The organism is Haladaptatus paucihalophilus DX253 (assembly GCF_000376445.1).
Classification (GTDB): domain Archaea; phylum Halobacteriota; class Halobacteria; order Halobacteriales; family Haladaptataceae; genus Haladaptatus; species Haladaptatus paucihalophilus.
Window position 1 is genome coordinate 164,009 of the sequence record NZ_AQXI01000001.1, and the last position, 18,606, is coordinate 182,614.

An 18,606-nucleotide genomic window follows, 5' to 3' on the forward strand; every position below is an offset into this window, starting at 1 on the left:
ACACGACTTCAACGGAGGCAGCGATGAGCGGAACACCGGCCGCACCCGACCCCGAAAATCGGACGTGGACGGACCGGGTGAGACGCAGCGTTCGAACGACGAGCACGAGCAGGGCGCTGTTGTACGTCGTGTTGTTCGCGCTCGTCGCGTTCTACCTCGCACCGCTGGAAGCGGGTATCATGACGGCGTTCAAGACCCAAAACGCGTTCAACACGTCGCTGCCGTTCTTCCCCCCGCTCGGAGACGGGTTCACGCTCGAAGCGTGGCGCGTCGCGTTGGACAAACTTCAGTCCGGGTTGGTGAACAGCCTGCTGTTGGCCATCCCGGCGACCGTCCTGTCGGCGACGCTCGGTAGTTTCGCCGCCTACGGCATCACCAACGTCGATTGGAAGTACCAGATGCCCATCGTCGCGCTGTTCGTCGCGGGTATCTTCATCCCGTATCAGGCGGTGCTGGTGCCGCTCGCACGGTTGTTCACCATCGTGGACACGCAGGCGCTTCTCTCGCCGCTGTGGGGACTGCCGTTCATGCACGAGTACTACGCGAACCTCATCAATCTCATCATCGCGCACACGGCGTACGGGATTCCCATCACGTTCCTGCTGTTCCGGTCGTACTACCGGAACTTCTCGGACGAGATGTTGGAGGCGGCGCGACTCGACGGCGCGAGCGTGTTCAGCATCTACCGGAACATCGTCCTTCCGCTGTCGAAGCCGATGTTCGCCGTGACGCTCATTTACCAGTTCACGCAGGTCTGGAACGACCTCCTGTTCGCGCTGGTCATCATCCCGAGCGGGAGCGGTTCGTCGGCACCGGTGACGGTCGCGTTGAACAACTTGAGCGGCGGTATCATCCAATCGTTCGGCCTGCAGATGGCCGGGGCGTTCATCGCGGCGATACCCACGCTCATCGTCTACGTCCTGTTCGGAGACCAGTTCGCAAAAGGAGTTGCAAGCTAATGATATCGATATACACGACACAACGGAGGAGTACGGATGGCTAAGCTCACACTCGACGGCGTGACGAAGGTGTTCGACGACGGCGGCGACGACATCGTTGCGGTCGATTCGGCGGACGTCGACATCGACGACGGCGAATTCCTCGTCCTCGTCGGTCCGTCCGGATGCGGAAAATCGACGACGCTCCGCATGATAGCGGGGCTCGAAACCGTCTCGACTGGCGAGATTCGCCTCGGCGAGACGGTCATCAACGACCAACCGCCGACGGCGCGCAACATCGCCATGGTGTTCCAGTCCTACGCGCTCTATCCGCACATGACCGTGCGCCAGAACATGAGCTTCGGGCTGGAGGAATCGACGGACATGCCGAAAAGCGAAATCACGCAGACTGTCGAGGACGCCGCCGAGATGCTCGGCATCGCGGACCTCCTCGACCGCAAACCCGGCGAACTTTCCGGCGGGCAACAACAGCGCGTCGCGCTCGGCCGCGCCATCGTCCGGGACCCGGAAGTGTTCCTGATGGACGAGCCGCTGTCGAACCTCGACGCGAAGCTTCGGTCGCAGATGCGCACCGAACTCCAGCGGTTGCAGGAGGACCTCGGCGTGACGACCGTCTACGTCACCCACGACCAGACGGAGGCGATGACGATGGGCGATAAAATCGCCATCCTCAACGACGGGAAACTCCAGCAGGTCGCCACCCCCATCGAGGCGTATCACCAACCGGCGAACCGATTCGTCGCCGGGTTCATCGGCGAGCCGTCGATGAACTTCTTCGAGATGGAGCGGAACGGCGATTCGCTCGTCGGCGAGTGGTTCGAATATCCGCTGTCCTCGGAGACGGCAGCGGAACTCGACGACGCCGAGCGCGTGACGCTCGGCGTCCGACCCGAGGACGTGGAACTCGTCGCCAGCGGCAGCGGCGACCACGAATTCCGGACCGTCGTCGATGTCGTCGAACCGATGGGTAACGAGAACAACGTCTACCTTCGGTTCGCGGGCGGCGACGAGTCGAAACCGATGGAGGAACGGGAAACCTTCGTCGCGACGCTCAGCGGAATGCGGACCATCGAGGACGGGCAGGAGGTCATCGCCCGGATTCCCGAGGAAGCGATACACCTGTTCGATGCCGAGACGGGAACGGCGCTTCGCAACCGGCGTCTCGACCAAGAGGCGACGATTCCGAATCGCTGACCCCGAATCGGTATTTGAAATCCCGACCTACCGCTGGTCGTACTCTTCTGGCGTGTACGTTTTCAGTTCGAGCGCGTGGATATCCGTCGTCATGTGGTCGCCGAGCGCGTCGTAGACCAACTGGTGTTGTTCGACCAGCGTCTTGCCCTCGAACGCCGGGGAGACGACGGTCGCGGCGAGGTGGTCTTCGTCGTGGACGCCCCGCGGGTGGCTCACGGTCGCGTCCGCGTCGTTCAGTTCGGATTCGATGAGTTCGGCGACTTCGTTCGCGTTCATGAACGACCCTTTTCCGTCGGCGACCAAAAGACGACGGGTTCGAACACGCCGACGGTCGAATCAGGCGCGGACTATTTCGTCGAGTCGCCCGACCGTTTTCGCGTCCGGTTCCGTCCCGTTGCGGTCGCCCGACAGTTCGACGCGCTCGACGGGAGGTCGTCTGTATTCGGTGTAGACGTTCCAGACGGTCCCGTCGTCGGCTTCGACGGTGAACTCCTGAACGTCGTCGTCAGGTTGCCAAACGCGGGTAATCTTCCCCTCGACGGTTCCGCCGCCGCTCGACTTTTCGGGCGACCAGTCGAACGCGACCGCCATCCCTTCCGTTACTTCGTTCGGTTCGAGCGTCCTGTCAGTCATCATCGACCGTAGCGCCTCGACCACCCTGAACGTACTGGCCCTACGTCCACTGGTCGAGGCCGGTCTGGGTGATGCTCTCTTCGATGCGCTCGAAGCCGCGCGCCACCTCGTCCTCGCGGATGTCCCACTCCTCGGTGACGTACTCGCGCGCCGCCTCGATGTCCGGGTCCATCTCCGGGTCGAACTCGAACTCGTCGGTCACGTCGGGTTCGAGGAACATCCCGCGGATGACGTCCACGTTCTCGATGTACGCGTCCCGTTCTTCGAGGACGCCCCAGAGGTCGCCGTGCTCTGTGACGCCCTTGAGCGCCGTCTTCGGGCCGACGCCGGAGACACCTTCGTTGAAGTCGGTGCCACAGAGGATGGCGATATCGACCAACTGCTCCCACGTGATGTCGTGTTCGTCGAGCGTCGCCTCGAAGTCCATCAGTTCGGGATTCCCCTTGCTCGTCAGTTGACGAAGGGTGAGCGGCGCGCCCAGCAAGAGCGCGTCGTAATCCTCGGTCCCGGCGTAATCGACCGCGCCGGTTCGCGCCATGTGCGCCGCCTGCGCCTCGCCCTCCGCGGGCGCTTCGATGACCGGCACGTCGAGCAGGTCGAGCAGTTCCCGCGTCGTCTCCTGAATGACGGGGGTGAGTCGCTGGGTGTGGGCGTCGAGCCGCGCGACTTCGATTGCGTCGCCCTCCTCGCGCGCCTCCTCAAGTCGCTCCTCCAGTTTCTCGCGCTGTTCGCGCCGGTCCTCGATTTCGTCGCTCTTGAGGTCGGTCACGTGGCCGTCGAAGACGAACACCGGCGTCAGGTCGTGCTCGAAGAATTTCGGTAAGCCCTGGACGACGCCGACGAGATTTGCGACTTCGGTGCCGTCCTCGGTGGTGTACACCTCGTCTCGCGTCCATTTCACCGTCGTCGTGAGGTAGCGATAGAGCCAGTTGTGCGCGTCGATGGCGACGAGCGACCCCTCGATGTCGTCGAAGCTGATCTCTTCGAGGGATGCGAGCTGTCGAAGTGCGGAGTTTCCCATTTGGCGACGCTACGGGCGGGAAGGGCTTCAAAGCACCCTCTTCGACGCGCCGAGGGGAGGTCCGTGGCACGGAAAACGACGAAAATGAGCGAAAAACCCGCCCGACTAACTGCCGGAGTCGGTCGTCGTGGTCGTGGTAGTCGTCGTCCCGGAACCGTCGTCGGTCGTGGTTGTCGTGTCGCTCGTCCCCGTCGTTGTAGTCGTATTCGTCGTCGTTGTGGTTGTATTCGTGGTGGTCGTGTCGGAGTCGTCGCCGTTCGTCGTAGTCGTCGTGGTCGTTTCGGAATCCGACCCCGACCCACGTCCGAGCGCGGCGTCGAGTTGCGCTTTCGTCTTCTTCGGGTTCACCGTCGGTGCCGTCACCGTGTCGCCGACGACGATGCGGGGAACGGCCGAAATCGGAATCTCGTGTACCTGGTCCATCGTCCGTTCGATTTGGGACTGGTACTTTTTCGCCTCGATTTGCGAGGTGATTTTGGAGAGGTGGCTCACGTCGGCCTCCTCGGCGATGCGGACGAGCGTCTCCGTCGTCGCCCACCCCGGCGAACTGTTCTGGTTCTGGAACATCGTACCGAAGTACGTCCAGTAGGATTCGGGGTCCTCGTTCCAGACAGACAGTCCGGCGCGTGCGGCGCGGGGTTCGTCCGGGCCGTGGAACCCTTCGCCGTCCTCGTAGGCGACTGCGCGGAACTCGATGGCCACGTCGCCGGGTTTCACGTACTCCTCGATGAAGGTCGGTAGGATGTTCAGGACGAAGTCGTGGGTGTACGGGCACTTCCACGCGCCGTAAAACTTCGCCGTCACCGAGGCGTCGTCGTCGCCCATCGTCGCGTACTCGTTCTCGGTCGGCTTGCTCGGCAGCGGAACCGACCGGTACGCTTTCGGCGACGGTTCGACCTTCTCCGGGGGACCCTCGTCGGACGCCGACTTCGAGTCGTTTTCGGTGTCGGTCGTCTCCGGGGCCGCCGGGCCCTCCTCCGTGGTAGTCGACTGTTCGCCGCCGGACCGTTCGCCCGTCGTCTCGGGACTCCCGTCCTTCGAGAAGGCCGAACACCCCGCAATTCCGGCCGAGAGTCCCGCCCCGATGACGCCGAGCACTCTTCTTCTATCGTCTCTCACTACGATACGGAAAGAGATACTCCACCTTCGTTAATAGGGCGTTAATAGCTGAATGAACGGGTCGAGGACCGCGAACGCGCACCGCACTCGAATCGGGCGAGGGACCTCGAAATTCACTCCCGCGGGGGAGTCGCTCCCTCCTTCGACGCAAGAAATGCTTGTTCCCCCGACGAGAGGTCGCGCTCGCGGTAGCGGTCCAAGCCGTCCTGATAGCGCTCGCGCCCCGCTACGGGACGTGGATGTTCCAAGACGAGTTCGGCCAACCCGGTGTCCTCGCCGGTGAACCCGAACCCCGCCCGGTAGAGCGCTTGGTACGCGTAGGGGTTGTTTACCGCGATTTTCACGCGGTGATATCCCCGGTCGTGAATCCGCTCCGTCGTGAATCGGGCGAGTTTCGGGCCGATTCCCTCGCCGCGTCGGTCGGCGTGCACGGTCACGTACCGGAGCCACATCGTCCCGTCGTCGGTTCGGTCCTCGTTGAACGCGATGGCTGCGACGACCGATTCGTCGCCGAAGCTCACCGGCGGGCGTTCCGACGGCCGCTCGGCGCGGACGACGGCCTTCCCCGTGTTCGACATCACGAACTTGCCCGCGTAGCTGAACCGCTCGTAGTCGAGGCGTATCTTCGGCCCGTCGTCCGGCCAGCCCAATACCGCATACTCCATGTCATCCGGTTTCGACGCGACGTACATCCATCCATCGGGGCGGTCGCGGGAGAACGGATGTCGGTCCCCCGCCGGATTTTATGTGGTCGCATTCGTTGTTCCGATATGACCCCTACCGACGGCGACATCGGGCACTTCGACCGCATCGCGCGCTTTTACGACTCCTTCTCGCCGGAATCGGACTCCGACGTCCTCCGCGAGGGACTCGAACAGGCGGAGCGTCCGATAGAGCGAATCGCCGACGTCGCCGGGGGAACCGGTCGTGCCGTTCGGGCCTTGGATGTCAACGAGGAGGTCGTGGTCGATGCGTCGGCGGGGATGCTCGCACAGGCCCACAGTCACGGCTTGGCCTGCGTGCGCGGCGACGCTACGAGACTGCCGCTGGCGAGCGAGTCCGTCGATGCCGCCGTCATCTCCGACGCGCTGCATCACATCGGCGACCCGGACGCGACGCTCGCGGAGGTCGAGCGAATCCTCCGTCCGGGCGGCGTGCTCATCGTCCGCGAGTACAACCCGGCGACGGTCCGCGGGTGGTTCCTCGTCCGCGGCGAACACCTGCTGGGGATGGACTCGACGTTCGTCACGCCGGAGGCCTTGGTTCGGAAGTTGGACGCCGCGAATCTCGTCCCGCGCGTTCGAAATCGCGGATTCGACTACACCGTCGCGGGCGTCAAGCCGACACCGGGAACGCCATAACCCCGGCGTTCCAACACCGTGTATGAGCAGTGCGTTCGGCACCCGACGGTTCGACCGCTCGTCAACCACGGCAGGACTGGTCATCGGCGACGTGATGGTGTTGGTCGTCCTCCTCGGAATCGGGAGTATGAACCACAACGAGAACATCATCGGGAATCCCGGCTACTTCGCCGGGACCGTCGCGCCGTTCCTCATCGGGTGGATAATCGCGTCGCTCGTCGTCGGACTGTACAGTTCACGCGCGCGTCGGTCGGTCCGCAGTTCGGTGCTGTTAGCGGACGGAACGTGGGTCATCGCCGCGCTCATCGGAGCGGGCCTTCGCGCGACGTCGTTCTTCCACGGCGAGTCGCCGCTCACGTTCGTCCTCGTCATGCTCGGCTTCGGACTGCTCTTCATGACCGTCTGGCGACTCGTGGCGAGCGTCGCGTCGAACGCGTTGTAACCTCCCCGTTCCGCCGGTCGAAGGCTGGCTCCGCGGCCCGTAGCGTGAAGTGACTCCCGACTGTGGATTTCGTGATGTCATCCATCCCGACGGAGTTTCAGGAGTTGTTCGAGAAGCCGGTGTTCGCGTACTTCGCCACGCTCACGCCGGACGGCCTGCCGCACGTAACGCCGGTGTGGGTCGATTACGACGCCGACGAGGACAGAGTGCTGGTCAACACCGAACGCGGTCGGCGCAAGGAGCGAAACGTACGAGAGAATCCGAAAGTCGGAATGGGGATGACGGACCCCGACGACCGCTACCGGGCGCTCTCCGTCCTCGGCGAGGTGGACGAAGTAACCGAAGACGGTGCCCGGGAACACATCGACGACCTCTCACGACGATACACCGGCGAGGAGTACCAACCGGAGATTCGAACGGCGCGGGTCCTCCTCAAAATTCGCCCCGACGAGGTTATCGCTCACGGCGGGGACTGACGGAACGCGTTCAGACGGTGACGCGCCGGTATTCGACGTAGGAGTACACCGTGAGGTAGACGGAGGCGAGAAGCACCGGCCCGACCATCAGGTAGATGGCGTACTGCGGGACAAAGACGGCGAGGACGGCGAGGACGCCCGCCAGTTTGAACAGCGGCCCGGCGCGCGTATGCGTCTTCTTCCACACGTCGTCGTTCGAGAGCGTCCACGGGGTCTTGATGCCGACGAACCAGTTGCGCTCGACGCGATTCATGAGCGCGCCGATGAAGTAGAACAACACGCCCATCGCCGGGGCGAGGACGGTCGTGAAGTTGAACCGGTAGCCGAGGTTCCACAGGATGGTCAGCAGATGGACGTACAGCATGAAGGCGACGAACAGGACGACGAACAGGTCGTAGTACTCCCGAAACGCCGCGACGTTCTTCCGGAGCGGGTCGATGCGCGGAAGCGCGGCGAGCAGGACGAGGAGTCCCGCGGTCAGCGTCGGAAGAAGCAGTAGGCCCCACAGTTTCGGCATCGTCCCGTCGGCGGCACCGCTCGCGTTCCAGTGGGTCGCCATCTGTCCCGGCATTCGGGGATAGAAGTACGCGCTGAGGCCGAACGAAACGACGACGAGCGCGAGCGCGATGAAGTACGATTTTCTCCCCTTCATAGACGATAATTGTTCTCGTACCAATATAAACCTACGCGGGTTTCCTCAAACACAATCCTGATTGACCTCCGGTCGGTCCGTTTCGCCATGAGTACTACCGATATCGATTATTCTGCACGTGCGAAAGACGTGCTCGGCTTCTCCAGATGGTGGCAGGTCGCCGCCGCCGTCGTGATGATGGGGCTCGTCAGTCCCTATCAGTACGTCTGGTCGTCCATCCGTTCGCCGATGGCGAACCGCCTCGCCATCGACCCGGCGGCGCTCGGCGCGGTGTTCACCCTCTTCGTCATCTTTCAGGCGGGGTCGCAGTTCCCGGTCGGTTGGTGGCGCGACAGACACGGCCCGCGTGCGCTGACGCTACTGGCCGGACTCCTCGCGGGAGGCGGCTACCTCGGCCTCTCGCGTGCGACGAGCGTCTGGCAGTTGTACGTCCTCTACTCGCTCGGTGCCGTCGGGGTCGGCATCGTCTACACGGTCGCGGTGAACACGGCGCTGAAGTGGTTCCCGGACCGTCGCGGCCTGACGACCGGACTCGGGACGATGGCTTTCGCGGGCGGCAGTGCGCTGGTCGTTCCGTACGTCCGGGCGAACGCGACGGCCGCGAACTATCCCGGCGTCCTCCGGAACATGGGCCTGCTCATCGGAATCGGAATCATCGTCGGCGCGGTCGTGCTTCGGGACCCGCCGAAGGGGTGGCTCGAAGCGACGACGAACGGGGGCGACGACGCCGGTTCCGACGCCGACCCGACCGCGAGAAAGCAGTACACGTGGCGCGAGATGGCGGGAACGTGGCAGTTCTGGGTGATGTACGTCATGTTCGTCTGCGCCAGCGGAGCCGGACTGATGCTGACCGCGAAGGTCGTCTCCTTCGCCGAAAACCTCGGTTTGGCGGCCGTCATCGCGACGGTTTCGGCGACGGTGTTGCCGGTCGCGGGCGGCGTCGGCCGTCTGGTCGTCGGGGACGCCTCGGACCGTCTCGACCGCGAAAAGGCGATGGCGGCGTCCTTTTTCCTCTGTGGAATCGGCCTGTTCGCCGTCGTCTGGTTCGCGCGCGCGGAATCGAACGTCGGATTCATCCTCGCGGTCATCGTCGCCACGTTCTTCTGGAGTCCGCAGTACACGCTGTTCCCGAGCGTCGTAGGTGACTACTACGGCCGAGAACACTCGTCCGCGAACTACGCGCTCCTCTACTCCGGCAAGATGTGGGGCGGGGTGTTCGGCGGGGCGGTCACGGGCTTTCTCATCACCGCGACGGGGTGGACGACGGCGTTCCTCGTCGGGGGCGTGCTCGCAATCGTGGCGGCGGTCGGCGCGCTGTTCCTCCGTCCGCCGACGGACAGCTAATTGTTCGAACCAATTCTCTCCGTAATTTTCTTCCAGTGGTTAGCACGGTTATCAGTGACACGATTTGGGCGATTGGTGGATTACTACTGGGCATCGACGAACCCCTCGAAAGGCCAATATTCGCGCTTCTCTGCCTCCGTATTCCAGATGCATCTCCATAAGTTATGAGTACTATTTCCGTAGATTCCTTAGAGCATTCCCAAGGCATACAGGAAACAGCTGCTTTTCCTACGGGAAACAGTTATATACCTGCACCGCATATTATAGAATACATTATGACTGGATACTACGACCTCATTCTCGGACTGATCCCGCTCGCACTCGTCGGCGTAACCGGAGCGTTCAGCGCGGCCGGGCTCGCACTGACCACTGCAGTACCCCTCGGAGCGACCGTCTCGGTCCTCCTCATCGGACACGCGCTGTTCGTGAACGGTCCCGTCGATGAAACGCCCGCCCCGAACCCCCAGTCATCCACGCCAATCAACTCCGCTGACTGAATCCCTTCGATTTCCCTCTCTCCTCTTCTCTCTTCCTTCGATTCCCGTTACCGTTCCTTCCCTCAATTCCCTTCGATACCCGTCAGAGTCCCGACTCTCCATCGCGTCTCCGGTTCCCGGTCCGGTCGGTTCCCGCTTCCCGTTCCTCAACGGTTTTGTCGCTGGCATCCGTTTTGTGAGCCATGACCGAGACGCTGTTTTTGACGAGCGACGACGTTGCAGGACTGGCCGGAATGGACGAGTTCGTCGATGCCGTGCGCGACGGCTACCGCCAGCGGGGGACGGGCGCGCCCGCGAAACCCCGAACGACGCTGGTGAACGACGAACCGGCGGGGATGTTGACCGGCTACTCGGCGATTCTCCCCGAAACCGGCGCGATGGGGGGGTACATGTACTCGGCCGGATTCGGCGCGGGCGATGCGTGGTTCATGACGCCGCTGTTCGACGCCGAGAGCGGCCAGCCCCTCGCGCTCATCGACGGCGCGAGCATGAATCCGTTCAAGACGGGCGCGGCGGGTGCAGTCGGACTCGACGCGCTCGCCCGCGAGGACGCGACCTCCCTCGCAATCATCGGTAGCGGCGCACAGGCGCGCGGACAACTCAAAGCCGCCGTGACCGTCCGCGACATCGAAACCGTCTCCGTCTTCTCGCCGACGAAGGAGAGTCGCGAGTCGTTCGCGGCCGAGATGAACGAGGCGCTCTCCGCGTCGGTCGCCGCCGTCGCCAGCAGCGCCGCGGCAGTCGAGGACGCGGACATCGTTATCACCGCGACGACGGCCAGCGAACCGGTGTTCGACGGCGACATCCTCGAAGACGGGACGCACGTCACCGCGATGGGACAGTATCATCCCGAAAAGAGCGAACTCGACGAGACGACGATAGAGCGCTCGAAATACGTCCCCGACTTGCGAGAGCGGGCGACGCAGGACGCCGGGTCGTTCCTCGCGGCGCTGGAGTCGGGTGCGGTGGACGAGGACCACATCCACGCCGAACTCGGCGAGGTGGTCGCGGGCGAGAAACCGGGTCGTGAATCCGAAGACGAGATAACCGTCTTCGACAGCGGCGGGACCGGCATCGAAACCGTCGCCTCGGCGTACATGCTCTACGAGAAGGCGACGGCGGAGGAACTCGGCTCGACGATTTCGCTGTCGCCCGCGAGCGAAGCGTTGACCGGGGAATAGCGTCCGTTTACGACCGCGACCCGACCCACGCGCCGAGGGCGATGCCGTAGATGGCGTGTCCGGCGTGGAATATCGTCGATTCGTCCTCTTCGAGCGTCATCCCTACCAACCGACCGAGCATGACGCGCTCGCCGAAAATAGAGAGGAGCAGTCCGTAACCGAGGCCAGCGATGGTCCCCTCCGTTTCGGCGTCGAGCGCCGAGTTCGACCCCTCGCCGAACGCGACGCTGAAGAAACCGCCAGCGACGGCACCGTACAGCGCGTGGAGGAAGAAGGCACCCAGCGGATGCTCGTCAGGGTTGCCACCGACGTATCGTGCGAGAAAGTCCGCCGTCGGCGGGTACGATACGGAGACGGACTCTCGAAACACGGTCATGACGACGGTGCTGAAAAGTCCGCCCACGAATCCGTTTTTGACGTTCGAAGCCATACGGCGGTTCCACGGGGTCCGCGTCGATAGCTGTGGTGGCAAAGCGGACGGCGAACGCGCTTACGCCGACCAGCCGACCTGCTCTTTCGCCTTCTCGATGGCTCCCTCGACCTTCTTTTCGAGTTCGTCGATGGAGCGCTCGACGTGGTGGACTCGCTCGCGCGGTATGCGTCGAACCACGTCGTCCCCGTCGTCGTTTTCCCCGACCTTGACGAGCCAGTGGTCGTCGAAGTACACGATGTCGTCGTTCTCGACCGCTCGTTCCTGTACCTTTCCGTCCGGGTCGTCGTAGACGATAGTCGCGGTGCCTGTGTCCGGCATCGTTCGTTCGTGGGACGACTGAACTGAAACCTCCTTCGGCCGGAACGAAACTCACTCCTCGTTCGCCCGGCGACGGATATCGACGCGATAGTCCGAAAGCACGTCCCGCCCGAGGATGAGGTGGTGGCGCATGTGGCTTCTGTCCTCGACGCTGGCCGTGACGCGGTGCCACCGCCCGCCGATGCCGATGTCCACGTCCACCAACGGCCGTGTTTTGCTCGTTTTCCCGCTGCCGAACTTCACGGCGGCGCTGCTCTTGACGGGTCCCGCGCCGACGCGCGACGCGAGGTCGATGCCGATGCTCGTTCGGGTCGCGCCGGTGTCCGCCTTGGCGACGACCGACGCCGCCTCGCGCATGCCGTTGACCGTCACCCACTCCGTGTAGCCGACCGTCCGCCGTCCGTTCGCCGCGGCCGAATCGACCGGCTTGCAGTTCGGAATCGAGTCGTCGAGCGTCCTCGCAACCGCTTCGACCCGTTCGCTGGCGACCTCGCCGCCAGCGCATTCGATGGCGTACCGGGCGATGAACGGGGCCGCGCTGCTGCCGGTCGCGCGGAAGAGGCCGGTAAACCCCGCCGTCGGGTTCACTTCGAGGACGTACCAGTCGCCGTTCCACTCCATCACGTCGACACCGGCGACGTCGAGACCGAGGACGTGCGTCGCCTCGCGTGCGATGGTTCGAACCTCGTCGGGAATCTCGTCCGTCGCGTCTTCCGGCGTTCCCCCGCGCGCAACGTTCGTCCGCCAGTCGCCGTTCGGGGCCGAGCGTCGCATCGCGCCGACGATTTCGTCGCCGACGACGTAGACGCGGACGTCGGACTGTCTCCCGTCTTGGTCGAGAAACCGCTGGAGGAACGTGTGTCTGTTGCCGACCATCGGCGTCGGCCGTTTGCCCGTCCCGACCTTCCACGCGGCTTCGCCGTGAGTTCCGATTCCCGCCTTCTGGAGTATCGGCCCGCCGACGAAGCGACGACCCTCCGCGAACGTGGCGGCGGACAGTCCGAGGAACGAATCCGGCGTCCTGATGCCGTGGTTCGAGAGGCGGACCGCGGTCGCGTACTTGTGAATCGCGGTCAGCACGGCGTCCGGCCGGTTGACCATCGGGCGGAGTCCGGCGACCGCGTTAGCGATTTCGAGGTGTTCCAGCGGGTGTTCCGCGGTCGTCAACAGCAGCCGATTGACGACGATATCCACGTCCGGGGCGAACCGCGGCTCGTCGTCGAGTATCTGAATCCGGGTGTTTCCCTTCCGTAACCAGACCGGCGTGTAACCGAGGTCCTCAACCGCGTTCAAAATGGCCTTCGTCTCCTTGCTGTTGTGAAAACTGAGGACGCCGACCCGAATCGGGGCGTCGTCTGTGCGAGCCATACGCACTCTAGGCGTGGAACGAGCCTGTCGGTTTCGTCGGTCAGAAACCAGGAGAGGTCCGAAAACGGTCGTGTTACAGTCCGAGGGCTTTCAGCAGCGGGATACCGCTCGCCAGCGCGCCGACGAGGTACCCGCCGATAGCGCCGCCGTTCAGGAGCGGCAGTCCGGCGTGTGCCCGACCCTTCATCACCATCCAGAGCAGGACGACCAGTCCGACGAGCGTCCCGACCATCGCGGTCAGCGCGGGCAGGTTGAGCGCGATACCCGAGAGAAGCGGTTCGGCCGGGGAGAAGAAGGCCGCGCTGGCGACCATCACGGTCGGCATGACGGCATCGCCGAGTCCGATGAAGAACGCGTCCCGGTCGTGAGCACCGCTTCCGGCCTCGTCCGTCTCGACGTCCTCGCCGCCGTCCACCGCCTGTTCGTCGGCCGACGCCGCCACCTCGTCCTCGTTCACCGCACCCTCGCTGGTGGCCTGCACCGCGTCTTCGAGGAAGGAGTAGGAGAGCGACAGCGGAATCACGAGGATGACGGGTATCTTCAGGTCCATCACGCCCGAGGCGAGCGTCAGCATGTGTTCCGTGCCGTAGACGCTGATGGCGTCGTACACCGCGAGCACCGCGAGCAGGAGAATCGCGGGGAGCAGGCCGAAACTGATGCCGAACAGTCCGGCCGACCCGGCCCCCATCACGACGCCCGCCGAGTCGATGACGTACCATTCGGGATAGAGCAACAGCGCGACCGAAACGAGCGCGGCGGCGGCCCACGCGAGGACGTTGACCTGTGACCCATCGACCGTGACGGTGACGACGGCCGGAATCACCACGGTGAAGACGTACAGCGAGAGCATCCCGCTCGTGAGGATGATTATCGCGCGGAGAATCCACTCCACGCCGAGTTTGATGACCAACAACATTCCCGCCGTGAAGACGAGGATAACGCCGATGTAGACGAGGCTGTTCGTCGGATTGGAGGGGTCCTTGACCGTCTGGTAGCCCGCCGTCTTGAACGGCCCCACCAGCGCCAGCGCGCCGAGTTGCACCGCCAGAAAGATGGCGACGGTGAACCCGGAGGCGACGAACTCCCGCGTTCGAGTATCCATATGCGGAGAAGGAAGTGCCCCCTCTTTGTGGTTTTGGGTTCGTCGGACGGCTGGTAGTTCGTGAACCGAGCGCGAAACCGCTAGCGGGCGTAGAGCTTCGACCCGACAAGCATCGCCAGTTGCGCGTCCTCGTCCGGCGACACCGCCACGTACGGCCGCGACACCGGCCCGAACACGTCCACGACCCGACCGACTTCCGACAGCCCTTCGTCCACCACCGTCGTCCCGATGTTCGGGTACTCATCGCTCGGCGACCGCACGATGGCGAGTCCTTGGGCCGTCCGGACGACCTGTCCCAACCGCTGCATCAGTTGCGCATGGCCGTGACGTACGCGGCGACGGCCTGAATGAGGTCGTTCTTCGAGGAGTCGTCGGCGTTCTGCACCAACACGCGACCGCGCGCCGTCCACCCCTCGCGGGAGTAGGCTTTGTCGCGTTCGATGACGGTATCGTAGCCGACTTGTTGCACCGCTCGGGCGATCTCGTCCACCGTCGGGTCCTCGACGGCGGATTCCTGGGGCACCCGCCGCCCCTCGCCGCGGGTCAACTCCGCGTCGATGTAGGCGGGCCAGATGACTATCTCGACCATACCTACCTCTCCACAGTCCCGCGTTAAACGCCTTTTCGTGTCACGCCGAGGCGGGAACCGATGTCGGTCGTGGGTCCGCTTCCGTTACGGACGATACGGAATAGTAGAATACAGTATATGAAGATGGAAGAAAGTAGATGGAAGTGTAGAGTAGCAGAAAACAGTAGAGAGCAGTAGAAAACAGTGTAGAACAGTGTAAAATAGTATAAAATAGTATGAGGACAGAGGATTCAGTAGTAGTACAACAACATTCAGTACTTTTCACTACGCTTTAGTAGATTACCTTGGCGGTCACGGTGAGGGCAGCAGGGAAAGTCGGGGGATTTCGAACCGCTCAGTCGCGCCGCGCCAGCAGTCCGACCAGCGCGACGGCGGCGACGGCGACGGGAACGCCGAGTCCGGGTTGGCCGTTCGATTCCGTCGTCGTGGCGGCAGTAGTCGTGGTCGTTTTCGAGTCGGTGCCGCTCGTGTCCGTGTTCGTGGTTTCAGTCGTCGTGGTGACGTTGGCCTGTGCGTACGCCTCCGGGTGGAGCGTCTTCGCCAGTTTCGTGATGGGTGTCACGATTTGCGGGGCGGGTTGGCTCACGTAGTTCGGGTTCAGCGAGACGGTCCGGTTCTCCTTCGCGGCCGGGGTTTCGCCATAATCGTCGGGAATCTTCGAACCGGCCGAGAGGATGAACCAGTCGGGTTGCTGTTCGACGACGACTTCGCTGCTGATCGGCTGATAGCTCTTTATTCCCGCCTCGGCCGCGACGTTCGTTCCGCCCGCTTGCGTGATGATGGTGTCCATGAAGGTTCCCGACCCGGCGGTGTACCCGCCGCTCATCACGTACATGACCTTAGGGCTGTCCTCGCCCTCGACGGCCTGATGGACGGTTTCGATGCGGTCTTTCATCCACGAGACGGTCCGTTGTGCGCCGTCGCACTCGCCGGTGAGTCGCCCCGTGAGTTCGGTTTTCGCGTAGATGTCGTCGATGGACTTCGACTCGCGGAACTTGTACACCGTCAGCCCCGCATCGCGGAGCTTCTTCACCGTCTCGTCCGAGATGACGTTGGGCGCGAGAACGAGGTCGGGTTCCTGCGCGACGACCTTCTCGGGGACGGCCGCCGTCATCCCGGAACCCGAGACGTTCGCCTTCGCGCTCGCGCCGTCGAGGTACGCGGAGTACTTCGAGACGCCGACGACTTTCTCCTTCCCGCCGATCTTCCACATCGTCTGGGCCGCGCTCGGCGAGAGCGTGACGATCCGACTCGGTTCTTCCTCTATCGTGACGTTCGTGCCCGTCGCGTCGGTCTTCGTGACCGGGTACGTGCAGGTCTCCTGTGCACCGGCGACGCCCGCGCCGAGGCCGACTCCGAGGGAGCCGACGACCGCGGCGACGAGCACCAGTGCCGACAGCAGTACGCGTCTCATACATCGGCCGTCGAGCGTATTCAATAAATATTTACCTAAAGCAACTTCACTTTCAAAGAGATGCGATACGGGACGCGCGTGACGACGTGGTGTGCGGGGTTGGCGGCGACGCTCGTCGCCGTCGTGCTGGTGAGCGCGGCCATCGGTCCGACCTCGCTCTCGCCTGTCGTCGTCGGCAAGGCCATTCTCAACGCGGTGGCGGTGCCGACCGGCGTCCGGCTCGGCAAGCAGGCGCTCGTCGTGCCCGGCGGACTGACCATCGGGGTTCCCGCGCTGGACCTTCGGTACGGTCACGTCTTCTCGTTCGCGGTTCCACACACCGCCGAGGTCATCGTCGTTCGACTTCGACTGCCGCGAATCGCCCTCGCCGGAGTCGTGGGCTTCGCCCTCGCAACCGCGGGCGTCGTGATGCAGGGTTTCTTCCGCAACCCGATGGCGGACCCGTCCATCATCGGCGTCTCCTCCGGCGCGGCGGTCGGCGCGGTGGCGACCATCGCGCTCTCGATTTCCATCCCCTTCGCGCTCCCCCTCTTCTCGTTCGGCGGTGCAATCGCCGCCGCCTTCAGCGTCTACCTGCTGGCGACGCAGAACGGGCGAACCCCCGTCGCCACCCTCCTCCTCGCCGGTGTCGCGGTACAGACGCTCCTCGGTGCCGTCGTCTCCTTCCTCCTCCTCCGGAGCGGCAGAAGCCTCCGCGAGGCCGTGCTGTGGCTGATGGGTCACCTCCACAACGCGTCGTGGACGAAGGTCGGCCTCGCGCTCCCCGTCTCCGTCCTCGGATTCGCCGTCCTCCTCGCGTTCGCGGCCGACCTCAACGTTCTCCTGCTCGGCGAGGAGGACGCCCACAACCTCGGCGTGGAAGTCGAGCGGACGAAGCGCCTCCTTCTCACCGTCGCCAGCGTCGTCACCGCCGCCGCGGTTTCGGTGTCCGGCGTCATCGGGTTCGTCGGCCTCGTCGTCCCGCACATCATGCGCCTGCTGGTCGGTCCCGACCACCGCATCCTGCTCCCCACCAGCGCGCTCGCCGGGGCCGTCTTTCTGGTCGCAACCGATACCGTCGCTCGCTCCGCCGTCGGCGCGGTGGACCTCCCCGTCGGCATCGTCACCGCCTTCCTCGGCGCGCCCTTCTTCCTCTATCTGCTCCGCAAACGCGAGGTGCGCTCGCTGTGATTCGAATCGAGGACGTCTCGATAACGCTCGGCGAAAACGAGGTCCTCGACGGCGTGTCGGCGTCCATCGACGAAGGGCGTTTCGTCGGCCTCGTCGGGCCGAACGGGGCGGGCAAGACGACCCTCCTCCGCGCGACCAACGGCGTCCTTTCGCCCGATTCGGGCCGCGTGGTCGTGGACGACGACGCTATCGCGGACCTCTCCTCGAAGGCCGCCAGCCGTCGCGTGGCGACCGTACCACAGGACACCTCTCTCTCGTTCGATTTCGACGTGCGCAACGTGGTGGCGATGGGTCGGAACCCGTACCGGACCCGGTTCGGGAGCGAAATAGGCGCGAAACCCGCGGGGAGCGACGGATTCGGCGGGGAAAGGGGGACCGATGTGGTGGAACGCGCGATGGACCGAACCGAGGTGTCGGCGTTCGCCGACCGCTCCATCACCGAGGTCAGCGGCGGCGAGCGCCAGCGCGTGTTACTGGCGCGGGCGCTCGCACAGGACACCCCCGTCCTCCTGTTGGACGAACCGACCGCCAGCCTCGACATCAATCACCAAGTCCGCACGTTCGAACTCGTCCGCGAACTCGTCGCCGACGGGAAGACCGTCGTCGCCGCGATTCACGACTTGAACCTCGCCGCCCACTACTGCGACGAACTCCTGCTCCTCGCGGACGGGTCCGTGCTCGCCGACGGAACCCCCACCGAGGTACTCGCCGAGGAGACCCTCCGCGAGGCGTTCGACACTCGCGCGGTGGTCTCCAGACACCCCGTGACCGGTTCGACCTACGTGACCGCGCTCCCCGAGCGAACCGCCGGAACCGACGGCAATGGCGACCGCGAGGACGATGGGAGCGGTCGGGTGCACGTCATCGGCGGCGGCGGAACCGTCTCACGACTCCTCTACTTGCTCTCGGCGGCGGGCCACGAGGTGTCCGTCGGCGTGTTGAACGAGGGCGACTCGGACCTCGAAACCGCCCGCCACCTCGGACTGGAGACGGTCGCCGAAGAGCCCTTCGCGCCCATCGGCCCCGAGGCGCGAACCGCCGTCGAGCGGCGCATCCGCGAGGCCGACGTGACCGTCCTCGCCGACGTCGAAATTGGGACGGGCAACGTGGCGAACCTGGACGCCGCCGCCGAGGCGGAATCGGTCGTCGTCGTGGAGGAACGACCCTTCGAGGACAGGAACTACGCCGGAAGCGAGGCGGCGGTTCGGTACCGGTCGCTCCGCGAGCGCGGAACGGTGGTGTCCCCGGACGACCTCCTCTCGGCGGTCGCCGACGCGGTGTGACCGCCGTCGGAATCTCGGTTTTGTGTCACACTCTCCGTCGCCGTTTGTCC

General features: G+C 64.3%; 23 protein-coding genes. 10 read left to right on the plus strand and 13 right to left on the minus strand.

Going from position 1 to position 18,606, the window contains the following annotated elements; translation table 11 throughout:
- Positions 1–23: 23 nt before the first annotated feature.
- Both B208_RS0100950 and B208_RS0100955 read left to right on the plus strand, forming a co-directional pair.
- Positions 24–959 (plus strand): carbohydrate ABC transporter permease, encoded by a 936-nt coding sequence (locus tag B208_RS0100950; RefSeq protein ID WP_007978523.1) that lies wholly within the window; start codon positions 24–26, stop codon positions 957–959.
- Between the two features lie 36 nt (positions 960–995).
- Complete coding sequence (locus B208_RS0100955) at positions 996–2,153, plus strand: ABC transporter ATP-binding protein (RefSeq protein WP_007978524.1); 1,158 nt, start codon at positions 996–998, stop codon at positions 2,151–2,153.
- A gap of 27 nt (positions 2,154–2,180) precedes the next feature.
- Here the strand turns inward: B208_RS0100955 and B208_RS0100960 are convergent, their stop codons facing one another.
- The 5 genes from B208_RS0100960 to B208_RS0100980 form a co-directional block, all read right to left on the minus strand.
- Complete coding sequence (locus B208_RS0100960; protein WP_026177688.1) at positions 2,181–2,429, minus strand: BolA family protein; 249 nt, start codon at positions 2,427–2,429, stop codon at positions 2,181–2,183.
- 60 nt (positions 2,430–2,489) lie between these two features.
- Entirely contained in the window at positions 2,490–2,786 is a 297-nt protein-coding gene (locus B208_RS0100965; RefSeq protein WP_018128649.1) for a hypothetical protein, read from the minus strand.
- A 40-nt stretch (positions 2,787–2,826) separates the two neighbouring features.
- The gene (fen, locus tag B208_RS0100970) at positions 2,827–3,807 is read right to left on the minus strand and encodes a flap endonuclease-1 (protein WP_007978529.1); all 981 of its coding nucleotides are present in this window, start codon (positions 3,805–3,807) and stop codon (positions 2,827–2,829) included.
- A gap of 105 nt (positions 3,808–3,912) precedes the next feature.
- Entirely contained in the window at positions 3,913–4,926 is a 1,014-nt protein-coding gene (locus tag B208_RS0100975) for a thioredoxin domain-containing protein (RefSeq protein ID WP_232423684.1), read from the minus strand.
- Positions 4,927–5,039: 113 nt separating this feature from the next.
- Entirely contained in the window at positions 5,040–5,591 is a 552-nt protein-coding gene (locus B208_RS0100980) for a GNAT family N-acetyltransferase (RefSeq protein ID WP_026177689.1), read from the minus strand.
- A 105-nt stretch (positions 5,592–5,696) separates the two neighbouring features.
- On the opposite strand from B208_RS0100980, the gene B208_RS0100985 reads away from it, so the two are divergent.
- From B208_RS0100985 to B208_RS0100995, 3 genes are all read left to right on the plus strand, one after another.
- Entirely contained in the window at positions 5,697–6,287 is a 591-nt protein-coding gene (locus B208_RS0100985) for a class I SAM-dependent methyltransferase (protein WP_007978534.1), read from the plus strand.
- Positions 6,288–6,309: 22 nt separating this feature from the next.
- Complete coding sequence (locus B208_RS0100990; protein WP_007978536.1) at positions 6,310–6,729, plus strand: DUF3054 domain-containing protein; 420 nt, start codon at positions 6,310–6,312, stop codon at positions 6,727–6,729.
- Between the two features lie 74 nt (positions 6,730–6,803).
- Positions 6,804–7,205 (plus strand): pyridoxamine 5'-phosphate oxidase family protein, encoded by a 402-nt coding sequence (locus tag B208_RS0100995; RefSeq protein ID WP_007978538.1) that lies wholly within the window; start codon positions 6,804–6,806, stop codon positions 7,203–7,205.
- A 10-nt stretch (positions 7,206–7,215) separates the two neighbouring features.
- Here B208_RS0100995 and B208_RS0101000 read toward each other — a convergent pair whose 3' ends face one another.
- Positions 7,216–7,857, minus strand: a complete 642-nt coding sequence (locus B208_RS0101000; RefSeq protein WP_007978540.1) for an SdpI family protein — start codon at positions 7,855–7,857, stop codon at positions 7,216–7,218.
- A gap of 87 nt (positions 7,858–7,944) precedes the next feature.
- On the opposite strand from B208_RS0101000, the gene B208_RS0101005 reads away from it, so the two are divergent.
- The 3 genes from B208_RS0101005 (at position 7,945) to B208_RS0101015 (ending at position 10,879) form a co-directional block, all read left to right on the plus strand.
- On the plus strand, positions 7,945–9,201 hold the full coding sequence (locus tag B208_RS0101005; RefSeq protein ID WP_007978541.1) for an OFA family MFS transporter: 1,257 nt from the start codon (positions 7,945–7,947) through the stop codon (positions 9,199–9,201).
- A 275-nt stretch (positions 9,202–9,476) separates the two neighbouring features.
- Positions 9,477–9,698: a hypothetical protein gene (locus B208_RS0101010; RefSeq protein ID WP_007978542.1), complete on the plus strand. Its 222-nt coding sequence runs from the start codon at positions 9,477–9,479 to the stop codon at positions 9,696–9,698.
- A 182-nt stretch (positions 9,699–9,880) separates the two neighbouring features.
- The gene (locus tag B208_RS0101015) at positions 9,881–10,879 is read left to right on the plus strand and encodes an ornithine cyclodeaminase family protein (protein WP_007978543.1); all 999 of its coding nucleotides are present in this window, start codon (positions 9,881–9,883) and stop codon (positions 10,877–10,879) included.
- Between the two features lie 7 nt (positions 10,880–10,886).
- Here B208_RS0101015 and B208_RS0101020 read toward each other — a convergent pair whose 3' ends face one another.
- The 7 genes from B208_RS0101020 to B208_RS0101050 form a co-directional block, all read right to left on the minus strand.
- Positions 10,887–11,309 carry a hypothetical protein gene (locus B208_RS0101020; RefSeq protein WP_007978544.1) on the minus strand — a complete coding sequence of 141 codons (423 nt, stop codon included), beginning with the start codon at positions 11,307–11,309 and terminating at the stop codon, positions 10,887–10,889.
- A 60-nt stretch (positions 11,310–11,369) separates the two neighbouring features.
- On the minus strand, positions 11,370–11,630 hold the full coding sequence (locus tag B208_RS0101025; protein WP_007978545.1) for a hypothetical protein: 261 nt from the start codon (positions 11,628–11,630) through the stop codon (positions 11,370–11,372).
- A 51-nt stretch (positions 11,631–11,681) separates the two neighbouring features.
- The gene (locus tag B208_RS0101030) at positions 11,682–12,998 is read right to left on the minus strand and encodes an ATP-grasp domain-containing protein (protein ID WP_007978546.1); all 1,317 of its coding nucleotides are present in this window, start codon (positions 12,996–12,998) and stop codon (positions 11,682–11,684) included.
- Positions 12,999–13,071: 73 nt separating this feature from the next.
- Entirely contained in the window at positions 13,072–14,100 is a 1,029-nt protein-coding gene (locus tag B208_RS0101035; RefSeq protein WP_007978547.1) for a presenilin family intramembrane aspartyl protease PSH, read from the minus strand.
- A gap of 80 nt (positions 14,101–14,180) precedes the next feature.
- Complete coding sequence (locus B208_RS0101040) at positions 14,181–14,408, minus strand: H/ACA ribonucleoprotein complex subunit GAR1 (RefSeq protein ID WP_007978548.1); 228 nt, start codon at positions 14,406–14,408, stop codon at positions 14,181–14,183.
- Positions 14,408–14,689, minus strand: coding sequence for a signal recognition particle subunit SRP19 (srp19, locus tag B208_RS0101045; RefSeq protein ID WP_007978549.1), 282 nt, complete (start codon positions 14,687–14,689; stop codon positions 14,408–14,410). The genes B208_RS0101040 and srp19 overlap by 1 nt, the downstream gene beginning before the upstream one ends.
- A gap of 334 nt (positions 14,690–15,023) precedes the next feature.
- Positions 15,024–16,103, minus strand: a complete 1,080-nt coding sequence (locus B208_RS0101050) for a PGF-CTERM-anchored ABC transporter substrate-binding protein (protein WP_007978550.1) — start codon at positions 16,101–16,103, stop codon at positions 15,024–15,026.
- 60 nt (positions 16,104–16,163) lie between these two features.
- On the opposite strand from B208_RS0101050, the gene btuC reads away from it, so the two are divergent.
- On the plus strand, positions 16,164–17,273 hold the full coding sequence (btuC, locus tag B208_RS0101055; RefSeq protein ID WP_007978551.1) for a vitamin B12 ABC transporter permease BtuC: 1,110 nt from the start codon (positions 16,164–16,166) through the stop codon (positions 17,271–17,273).
- Positions 17,270–18,556 (plus strand): ATP-binding cassette domain-containing protein, encoded by a 1,287-nt coding sequence (locus B208_RS0101060; RefSeq protein WP_007978552.1) that lies wholly within the window; start codon positions 17,270–17,272, stop codon positions 18,554–18,556. The genes btuC and B208_RS0101060 overlap by 4 nt, the downstream gene beginning before the upstream one ends.
- The last annotated feature ends 50 nt before the right edge of the window (positions 18,557–18,606 follow it).